This window comes from Kineococcus vitellinus, assembly GCF_009906315.1.
In the GTDB taxonomy this organism is placed as follows: domain Bacteria; phylum Actinomycetota; class Actinomycetes; order Actinomycetales; family Kineococcaceae; genus Kineococcus; species Kineococcus vitellinus.
Window position 1 is genome coordinate 1 of the sequence record NZ_JAAALL010000172.1, and the last position, 9,750, is coordinate 9,750.

The window sequence follows — 9,750 nt, forward strand, 5'->3', positions numbered from 1 at the left end:
GCCAAGACCGCGAAGCCCGCCGCCAAGACCGCCAAGGCCGCCGCCACCAAGCCCGCGGCGAAGACGGCCGCCAAGGCCGGCGGCAAGGGCGCGGACGGCGCCGAGGAGCCGCTGACCGAGGACCTCGCCGAGGAGATCAAGGACGAGGACCTGCTCGTCGGCGACGACGCGGCCGAGGAGAGCTCGGACGCCCCCGGCGCGAAGAAGACGACCGGCGGCTTCGTGCTGACCGACGACGACGACGACGCCCCGGCCCAGCAGGTCGCCACCGCCGGCGCCACCGCCGACCCGGTCAAGGACTACCTCAAGCAGATCGGCAAGGTCGCCCTCCTCAACGCCGAGCAGGAGGTCGAGCTCGCCAAGCGCATCGAGGCCGGCCTGTTCGCCGAGGAGAAGCTGCACTCCGGCGAGGACGTCGACCCGATCCTCAAGCGCGAGCTGTGGTGGATCAGCGAGGACGGCCGACGGGCCAAGAACCACCTGCTGGAGGCCAACCTCCGCCTGGTGGTCTCGCTGGCCAAGCGCTACACCGGCCGCGGCATGCTCTTCCTGGACCTCATCCAGGAGGGCAACCTGGGCCTGATCCGCGCGGTCGAGAAGTTCGACTACACCAAGGGCTACAAGTTCTCGACCTACGCGACGTGGTGGATCCGCCAGGCCATCACCCGCGCCATGGCCGACCAGGCCCGCACCATCCGCATCCCGGTGCACATGGTCGAGGTCATCAACAAGCTCGCCCGCGTCCAGCGGCAGATGCTGCAGGACCTGGGCCGCGAGCCCACTCCGGAGGAGCTCGCCAAGGAGCTCGACATGACCCCGGAGAAGGTCGTCGAGGTGCAGAAGTACGGCCGCGAGCCGATCTCGCTGCACACCCCGCTCGGCGAGGACGGCGACAGCGAGTTCGGCGACCTCATCGAGGACTCCGAGGCCGTCGTGCCCGCGGACGCGGTGAGCTTCACGCTGCTGCAGGAGCAGCTGCACTCGGTGCTGGACACCCTCTCCGAGCGCGAGGCCGGCGTGGTCTCGATGCGCTTCGGGCTGACCGACGGCCAGCCGAAGACGCTCGACGAGATCGGCAAGGTCTACGGGGTCACCCGCGAGCGGATCCGCCAGATCGAGTCCAAGACGATGTCCAAGCTGCGCCACCCCTCGCGCTCGCAGGTGCTGCGCGACTACCTCGACTGAGGCGCCGGCCCGTGCCGGAGCACGTCGGCCCCTGGTCCGCCTCGAGCGGACCGGGGGCCGACGTGCGTCCGGGATTCACCGGCGCGCCAGGGGCACCCGTCGTGGAGGTGGCGCTCACCGTGCCGGGCGCCGGCGCAGCCGGGCTGCTGGACCCCCTGGAGCTGGAGCGGGCGCACCGCCATCGTCGCAGCGAGGACGTGGAGCGTGCCGTGACCGCACGGGCCCTGCTGCGCGTCGTGGCCGCGCGGTGGACCGCGACGCCCGCTCGCGACGTGCGCCTCGGCCGGCGGTGCCGCACGTGCGGGCCCGGCGACCACGGGCGCCCCGTGCTGCTGGCGCCCACCGGCGGCGCCGCGGTGCACCTGAGCACCTCGCACTCCGCCGACCACGTGCTCGTCGCCGCCACGCGCTGCGGACCGGTCGGCGTGGACGCCGAGGAGGTCGGTGCCGCCGACTTCGACGGGTTCGACGGGGCCGTCCTGGCGGCGCAGGAGCGCGACGAGCTGCTGCGCGCACCGGAGGCCGCGCACGCGCTGCTGCGCGCGCGCTGGTGGACGCGCAAAGAGGCGGTGCTCAAGGCGACCGGCCACGGCCTCACCGTGGCGCCTGCCGAGGTCGTGGTGGCCGGGGAACCGCCCGCCCTGCGGGGCTGGCCCTCCAGCCTGGAGACCGACCTGCGCGCACCGGTGCGCGCCCACCTGTTCGACCTGGCGCCGCAGCCGGGCGTCGAGGTCGCCGTCGCGGTCGCCGTCGCGGTCCTCACCACCGGTCCGGAGCCGTCGCTGCGCCTGCTGGACGGCACGCAGCTGCTCTCCGCGCACCGCTGAAGGTCCCGCGTCCACCGGACCGGGGCGGTCCCCTCAGCCCTGCACCGCTCCGGTGCGCGCCCGCAGCACGCCCCTGGCGGCCACCACGCCGAAGTGCAGCGCGGCGACGAGCCACAGCCACGGCTGCCACGTCGAGGCGACGGCGAGGGCGGCGCCCACGAGGACCAGGGCCGCCTCGCCCCTACTCGACGCCAGCATCCACCGCCCGCGCAGCGGGACCGCGGCCAGCACGAGCGCGACGAGCACCAGCGCGCAGCCGGTCAGCGCGTACGCCCCGACGCCCCCCGCCCTGCCCGCCACCACGAGCAGGAGGGGTTGGACCGCGGCCACGGGCACCAGCACCCGCGCCGCCCGCCGGAACCGCTCGCGAGCCTGCTCGACGGTGGCGAGGATCGTCAGCAACCCCACCGCCAGGCCCGTGACCGCGGTCACGCGCAGCAGCACCGACACCTCCGCGCCCCGGCCGGGTGCGACCAGGTCCAGCACGGCGTGCGGTGTCGTCGCCACGCCGATCGCCGCTGGCAGTCCCAGCAGCAGCAGCTGCCGCAGCGCCGAGGACGCCTGCGCCTGCGCGCTCGCCTCGTCGGGCGCGCCGGCGATGCGCTGGTAGTAGGCCAGCGCCACCGCGGAGCTGAGGAAGACCGGTACCCGACCCAGGAGCGCGGCGATCTGGTAGGCGCTGGCACCGGCATCGCCCAGCGCCGCACGGGTGATGACGACCGTGTCGACGACCCCGACGCTGGCCAGGGCGATCTGCACCACGGCGAGGAGCAGGCTCTGGCGCAGCAGCGCCCGCAGCGTCGCTCCAGGAGCGCGGCGCAACGGCCATGCCCGCCTGCACAGGGCCAGCCCGACCACCACGAGCACGGTGCTGCCGGCGGTGAAACCGACCACGGGGGAGACCGGGCTGGCCGCCACGCCCAGCAGCAGCACGACGGAGGCGGTCAGCCGCACCACGGTCTCCAGCAGCCGCAGGGCCGCGATCGTCCCGATGCGCTGCCTGCCCTGCAGGTAGCCCAGCGGTGCCGCGACCAGCGACAGCGCGAACGCGGCCAGGGCCGTGGAGCCCCCCAGGCCCCACCCGGACGCGGGGACGACCACGACCAGGCTGAGCACGGCGAACAGCGCGCCCTGCACCGCGGCCGCGGTCAGTCCGAACCCCAGCGCCTCGCCGCCGGCGCCCTCGTGCCGGTGCAGCGCCACGTGCCGCGCCAGAGCCCACGGCACGGCGGCCATGCAGCCGGTGCCGAGGACCAGCAGCAGGCTCTGCACCGAGGCGTAGTCCACGTAGCCAGCGGCGTCGAGCATGCGGACGACAAGCAGGGAGAAGCCGTAGTTGGCGGCGCTGATGACCACGGTGACCAGCGAGACCAGCGCGGCCTGGCGCTGCACCGACGACTCCGAGGCGGTCGGTGCCCGCGACCCGGTCGCCACGGGCACGTCGCCGCCCGCAGCCGGTGCCGGGCGCGGGACGGGGACCACGGGCGCGCCCGGCGGTCGCTGCCCGTCCGCGCCGGCGTCCGCCGCGGACCCCGGCGACCGCTCGGCCCTCACCTCGGGGCTCGCGGCGAGGGCACGCCGGTGCCCGGCGGGGTGCGCTCAGCCTCGCGCGCCGCGTCCTCCAGCTCCGCCGCGAGCGCGTCGACGTAGGGCACCTCGAACACACCGTTGTGCGGACCGGGCACGTCGCGCACCCGCACCCGCCCGGTCAGCAGCCCGCGCCAGCCCAGCAGGTCGCGGCCCATCGCCATGACCTGGCCCTGGGTGGTGCGCAGCAGGGTCACCCGCCCGTCGTAGGGGCGGCTGCGCGTGCGCAGCACGGCGGCGGTGCTGGCGGCCTCGCGGTCGTAGACGGCGGCCACCACGCCGTCCGCGACCGCGCCGCGGCGCAGCGCCGGGACGCGCTTGGCGAGGATGACAGAGGCCTTCTGCACCCGATCGCGCCAGGAAGCCGCCACGAACTCCGGCACGTGCAGCACGAGCTCCCCCCAGTAGTAGCCGGCGCGGCCGCGCACCGCGGCGGAGTCGACGAGGACGACCTCGGCGACCTGCTCGCCCTGCTCGTGCAGCACCGCGGCCACCTCCAGGGCCAGCAGGCCGCCGGCGGAGTGCCCGCCCAGCACGTACGGGCCCTCGGGGACCTCCCTGCGCACCACCTCCGCGGCCCGGCGCGCGAGGTCGGCCAGGTCCACCTCCGCGCCCGGGCGGGTGGCGGTGCCGGCCTGCGGGTCGACGAGCAGCGTGCGGCGGTGCGGCAGGCGTCCCGCCAGGGAGCGGTACTTGAGGATCCCGCCGACGTACAGGTGCAGCAGCACCAGCGGGGTCCCGGGGCCGCCGTCCAGCCACGCGGTTTCGGGCGTGCGCGGCCGCTCGAGCTGCGCGGCGATGCCGGCCACCGTGGTGTCGGCCATGACGCCGTCCAGGCCGACGCGGGTGCCGGTCGCCCGCTCGAGCTGCGACAGCAGCCGCAGCAGCGCCAGCGACGTGCCGCCCAGGTCGAGCAGGAAGTCGTCGGCCGGGGCGGGGGGGTGCGACAGACCCAGGACGTCGGCCACCGCGGCCGCCACGCGCTCCTCGGCCGCACTGCCGCCCGCCGACCGCTCCCCGCTTCCCGTTCCCGCGCCGGCACCGGCCGCGAGGACAGTGGCGCGCTCGGCGAGGGCGGTGGTGTGGACCTTGCCGCTGGTGGTGCGCGGCATGGCGTCCAGGCGGTGCAGCACGGAAGGGACCATGTAGGGGGCCAGCTGCTCGCGCAGGGGTGCGAGCAGCTCGGCGTCCTCGGGCCCGCGCCCCGCGGGGCCCGTCCCGTCGAGCACGACGAAGGCCACGAGGTGCGCGAGGCCCCCCTCACCGGCCACGACGACGGCGGACTCGGTGACCGCGGGGTGCAGCAGCAGGGCCCGCTGCACCTCGTCCAGCTCGATGCGGTGCCCGCGCAGCTTGACCTGCCGGTCCATGCGCCCGAGGAAGTGCAGGTGGCCCGACCCGTCGCGCACCGTGCGGTCACCGGTGCGGTACAGCCGCACCGCCTCGCCGGTGGGGGCGCACCAGTCGACGAAGCGCTGGGCCGTCAGGTCCGGGCGCCCGACGTAGCCCGCGGCGACCTGCGGGCCGCTAATGCACAGCTCACCGGGATCACCGTCGGGCGCGGACGAGCCGTCCTCGGCCAGCACCCACACCCGGGTCCCGGGCAGCTCCCGACCCAGGTGGGGACGCTGCCCGTCGCCGTGGCGCAGCTCCTGCACCGTGACCCACACGGTGGCCTCCGTGGGCCCGTACACGTGCAGCAGCGTCGCCGCGGGGCACTCCGCGAGGATCGCCTCGGCCACCGCCGGTTCCAGCGCCTCGCCCCCGACCATGAGGACGCGCAGGGTGCGCGGCAACCGCCGGGCGCGGGCGAGCTCGCCCAGCACGGACGGCGTGCTGAACAGGAAGGTGATGCCCGGGCCCACCTCGAGCAGGTCCAGGGCCGAGCTCATCAGCCGCAGGGTGCCCCCCAGCACGAGGGTGGCGTACAGCTCGAGCACGGAGGGGTCGAAGGTGAACGCCGTCCCCGCACCCGTCAGCTCGACGTCGGCCGGGTGCAGCCTGTCCACTGCCCACCCCAGCAGCGCGTTGAGGTTGCGGTGGGTGACCTGCACGCCCTTGGGCTCGCCGGTGGATCCCGAGGTGAACAGCACGTACGCCGGGGAGTCCGGTTGCTGCCGCCCCGGCCCCGTCAGGGCGGGACCAGCTAGGGCCTCGGCCGTGTCCAGCAGCTGGACCTCGCGCGCCAGCGCGGCACGCTCGTCCGCGCTTGCGGAGGCGTCGACCAGGACGACGGTGCAGTCCGCCCGGCGCAGAGCCTGCAGCCGTCGGGCCGGCGGGTGCGAGGGGTCCAGCGGGACGTACGCCGCACCCGCCAGCATCGTGCCGAGCAGCACCGAAACGGTGGCGGCGGCGCGTCCGGCCTGGACGCCGACGAGGTCGCCGGGGACGACGCCCCGTGCGACGAGCGTCCCCGCCACGCGACGGGCGGCGCTCAGCAGGTCGCCGTAGCGCACGGGACCGCCGGCGTCGACGACGGCGACGGCGTACGGGGCGGCCGCGGCCCGCTCCTCGACGAGGTCGAGGAATGAGCCCGAGCCCGCCGGCGCGTCGTGCAGGGCGGGGGTGAACGCTCCCGCGTCGAGCTCAGGCATGCTCCTTCAGCACCTTCCGGTAGAGGTCCGCGTGGGCGCGGGCCGCGTTGTCCCACGTGAGGTGGTGCACGGCGGCGCGCCCGGCGGCGCCGAGGCGGGCCCGCAGCGCCGGGTCGCCGGCCAGCTCGCCGATCGCCGCAGCCAGGGCGGCGACGTCGAAGGCGGGGACCCGCCGGCCCGTGCGGTCGCTGACGAGGCCGCGCAGGCACGGGATGTCGAAGGCGACGACGGGCGTGCCGACGGCCATCGCCTCGGCCGCGACCATGCCGAACGTCTCGTAGCGGCTGGGCATGACGACGGCGTCGGCCGCGGCGAGCCAGGCGAAGCGGTCGCCCAGCGGGACGTGCCCGACGAAGCGCACCCGGTGTGCGAGGCCGAGGTGCTCGGCGAGGCGTTCCATGCGCGCCCGGTCGGGGCCCTCCCCGGCGATCAGGAGGTCTTGCGGGAGGGAGCCGGCGACGCGCGCGTAGGCCTCCAGCAGCATCCCGATCCCCTTCTGCGCGTCCTCGACGCGCCCGAGGAAGCGCAACCCTCCGGACCTGTCAGCGGGCGGGCGGGGGGTGCCGAACGCCTGCGGGGGCAGGCCGTTGGGCACGACGTGTACGGCGGCGGCGGGGTTGGCCTCACGCAGGCGGTCCCCGAGGTCCTCCGAGACCGCCACGAGGGTGCGGTGCGCGGCGACGCCGTGGCGCTGCACGTGACCGAAGGGCAGTCGGTACTGCTGCGCCTTCTCGTCGGCGAACAACCACTGCACGACCCCCACGACGGGCCGGCGCGTGAGGCGGGGAAGTCCGAAGGTGGACAGCGGCGCGCCGAAGTCCTCGACGACCAGGTCGGGGCGCGTGCGGGCCACGACGAGCGGCTGCGCGGCGAAGTAGCTCATCACCTGCGCGTTGTAGGACCCGCCGGCGCCGGCGTGCACGTAGCGCACCCCGTCCTGCTCGTACGGCGCGCACCCGGGGAATGGCGCGCAGACCACGAGGACGTCGAACTCCGCGGCCAGGCGGGAGTTCACCTCGGCGGTGCGGACGGACCCGCCGCCGGCACCCGGTTTGCGGGGGTCCTCGTAGCCGAGGTGGAGGACGCGGGGCCGCCCGTCGGTGGCAAAGCCCCCGCGCGGGAGCAGGGCGCTCACCGCGAGCCCCCGGTGTAGGCGCGCACGTCCCAGACCTCCAGCGCTGTGTCGGTGCGGCCGGTGAAGACCGCGCTGCGGACGCCCACGCCGTGCAGCGCGGCGACGAACCCGGGCTCGGCGAAGCCGTAGCCCTGCGCCACGAGGGCGGTGCTGATGACCACGTAGTCGACGTGGTGAGAGCGCAGTTCGGCCAGGGTGCCCCACTGCCCGACCCGCTGGTCGCGGACGAGGAACTCGCCGGTCTCCTCGGTCATGGCCAGGACGCTGCCCCCCGGAACCTCCCGACCGATCCACGACAGCAGGTGCAGGTAGGCGTCGTCGGGCTCGGTGCGCACGCGCACGTACTGGCCGCCCTGCAGCAGCAGCGTCGCCGCGACCAGCACGGCTGCCGCGCTGCGCTGCCGCCCCCGCGGCGAGGCCAGCGCCGCGTCCACCAGCAGCGCGCACAGTACCGCGCACGGGGCGAGGGGGATGTAGAACATCTGCTCCTCCAGTGAGCCGAAGCCCACCGCGTACGCCAGGTAGCAGCACGCGGCGACTGCCCAGGCGGCCAGCACCGCACGGCCCCGCGGGGCGCCTGCGCCGAGCAGTCGTCCGCCGCCGGCCACCCGCCGGCGGGTCAGGGCCAGCAGGACCAGCCCTGTCAGGCCGCCCAGGCCCAGCACGCAGTAGCTGGCGCCGTACTGCAGCGCGTTGGCCGCCACCCGCGACCACAGGCTGACCTGGGAGTCGGGGGCGTTGAAGCCGGTGGTCTGCTCGGTGCCGAGCAGCCGCGCGAGCCCGCTGGTGCGCGAGGCCCACCAGGTGCCCGCTCCGACGGTGGCCACCACGAGCGCGTTGACCGCGGCGTAGCCCACCAGCGTGCCGGCGAGGACGGCGCCGGTGCGTCGCCGGGGCAGGCCCACGCCGAGCAGCAGCAGCAGCGCCAGTGCGCCCAGCACCACCAGGCCGAACGTCTCCTTGGTGGCGAACGTGGCCGATCCCGCGACGGCGGCGAGGACGACCCAGCCCCGCCCGGCGCCCGGGGCGCCGCGAGCCGCCAGGACGCACGCGAGCACGGTGAGGACGGTGAACGCCTGCGCCGTCGACTCCAGCATGAGGCGCCCGTCGAACTGCAGGCCGAAGGGGTCCAGGGCAAGCAGCGACCCGGCCACCAGCGCGGCGCGCTGTGCGCCCGCCGCGCGGACCGTGAGCGTGGTGAGCACGACGACGAGCGCACCGAAGACGGCTGCCACCGGCCGCAGCGCGAGCACAACGGGCAGCAGGTCGGCCTGGTCGGCCAACCCTGCCAGGCGCACCACGGCGCCGGTGACCAGGAAGGCGAGGGGCGGGTGGAGCGTGAACGGCTCGCCGTGCAGGCGCACGCCGTCGCCGGCGGCCACGCTGCGGGCGATGTCCGCGTACGTCACCTCGTCGATGAACACCCCGTAGGCGACGTCGTGGCGCACCAGGCGCAGCGCCAGCGCCAGGGCGCCCAGCACGACGGGCAGCGCAGCAGCGCTGGCCCAGCGGGGCAGGCCCGCGCGCGGCGGCCGCGTTGCGGAGGCCGCGCGCGGGCCCACCAGCGGGCGCGGCGGGGCGTGGTCAGCCACGCTCGCTCCTCGGCAGCGCGAGCCGCAGCAGGTCGGAGGTGCGGGCGACGGACGTGGAGAAGCCTTCCCCCAGCTCGGCGCTCTCGGGCAAGCCCAGGCGCCCGAGCAGCTTGGGCACGGTCTGGGAATCGGCGCTGCGGCACAGCACGGTGACGCTCTCGCCCGAGACCTCGTACACGTCCGTCTCGCGGATCGCCGTGCGCCAGGTGGGTGGCAGCAGCTGCAGGGGGACGGTGACGACGGTGCTGAGGTCGGAGGACGTGCGCCGGTCGTCCTCGCCGAGGACGAGGCGCTGCTGCTCGGAGGACAGCGCGTCCAGCACCCGCTGCGCCATGGCGTCCCACGTGAACCGGTCCGCCCAGCGGCGGGCGTGCTGCGCCAGCTGACGAGCCCGGCCGAGGTCGCCGAGCTCGTCGAGGGCGTCGGCGACGGCGTCGCCGAGGTCGGCGTCGTCGTCGACGAGCCAGCCCGTCTCCCCGTGGACGATGGAGTCGCGCAGACCGGGCCGGCGGAAGGCCAGCGCGGGGACGCCGAGGGCGTTGGCCTCGACCACGGACAGGCCCCAGCCCTCGCCCTGGGAGGCGTTCACGGTCAGCCAAGCCGAGGCCAGGGTCTCGTCGCGGGCGGCGTCGTCGAGATCGTCGCGGAAGGACACGGCCCCACCCAGACCGGCCGCGGCGGCGGCCTCGTGCAGCCGGGCGGCCTCCGGGCCGCGTCCGACGACGGTCAGGGTGGCATCGGGGTGGCGCTCTAGGACGGTGCGGAAGGCCTCCACGACGAGCTCGGTGCGCTTGTGCGGCACCAACCGGCCCAGGCAGACCACCGAGGGG

At 75.7% G+C, this 9,750-nt stretch carries 7 protein-coding genes; 2 read left to right on the forward strand and 5 right to left on the reverse strand.

What is annotated here, in order from left to right; genetic code table 11:
- Both GTQ99_RS14795 and GTQ99_RS26985 read left to right on the forward strand, forming a co-directional pair.
- Window positions 1-1,185: RNA polymerase sigma factor (locus GTQ99_RS14795; protein WP_166616505.1), on the forward strand; the 1,185-nt coding region annotated here is incomplete at its 5' end.
- A gap of 101 nt (window positions 1,186-1,286) precedes the next feature.
- A complete protein-coding gene (locus GTQ99_RS26985) occupies window positions 1,287-2,012 on the forward strand; it encodes a 4'-phosphopantetheinyl transferase superfamily protein (protein WP_166616506.1) in 726 nt (241 codons plus the stop codon).
- Between the two features lie 33 nt (window positions 2,013-2,045).
- Here the strand turns inward: GTQ99_RS26985 and GTQ99_RS14805 are convergent, their stop codons facing one another.
- The 5 genes from GTQ99_RS14805 to GTQ99_RS14825 form a co-directional block, all read right to left on the reverse strand.
- Window positions 2,046-3,404, reverse strand: a complete 1,359-nt coding sequence (locus GTQ99_RS14805) for an MATE family efflux transporter (RefSeq protein WP_166616507.1) — start codon at window positions 3,402-3,404, stop codon at window positions 2,046-2,048.
- A gap of 158 nt (window positions 3,405-3,562) precedes the next feature.
- Window positions 3,563-6,193, reverse strand: a complete 2,631-nt coding sequence (locus GTQ99_RS14810) for an amino acid adenylation domain-containing protein (protein WP_166616508.1) — start codon at window positions 6,191-6,193, stop codon at window positions 3,563-3,565.
- Window positions 6,186-7,328: a glycosyltransferase gene (locus tag GTQ99_RS14815; protein ID WP_166616509.1), complete on the reverse strand. Its 1,143-nt coding sequence runs from the start codon at window positions 7,326-7,328 to the stop codon at window positions 6,186-6,188. Before GTQ99_RS14815 ends, GTQ99_RS14810 begins: the two co-directional genes overlap by 8 nt.
- Window positions 7,325-8,920, reverse strand: coding sequence for a phospholipid carrier-dependent glycosyltransferase (locus GTQ99_RS14820; RefSeq protein ID WP_166616510.1), 1,596 nt, complete (start codon window positions 8,918-8,920; stop codon window positions 7,325-7,327). Before GTQ99_RS14820 ends, GTQ99_RS14815 begins: the two co-directional genes overlap by 4 nt.
- On the reverse strand, window positions 8,913-9,750 hold an 838-nt coding region (locus GTQ99_RS14825), incomplete at its 5' end, for a glycosyltransferase family 4 protein (protein WP_166616511.1). The genes GTQ99_RS14825 and GTQ99_RS14820, both read right to left, overlap by 8 nt.

What these genes read in the sequence shown, in the direction of transcription:
- GTQ99_RS14810 (WP_166616508.1), bottom strand. Translation starts at nt 6,193, where the DNA reads ATGCCTGAGCTCGACGCGGGAGCGTTCACCCCCGCCCTGCACGACGCG.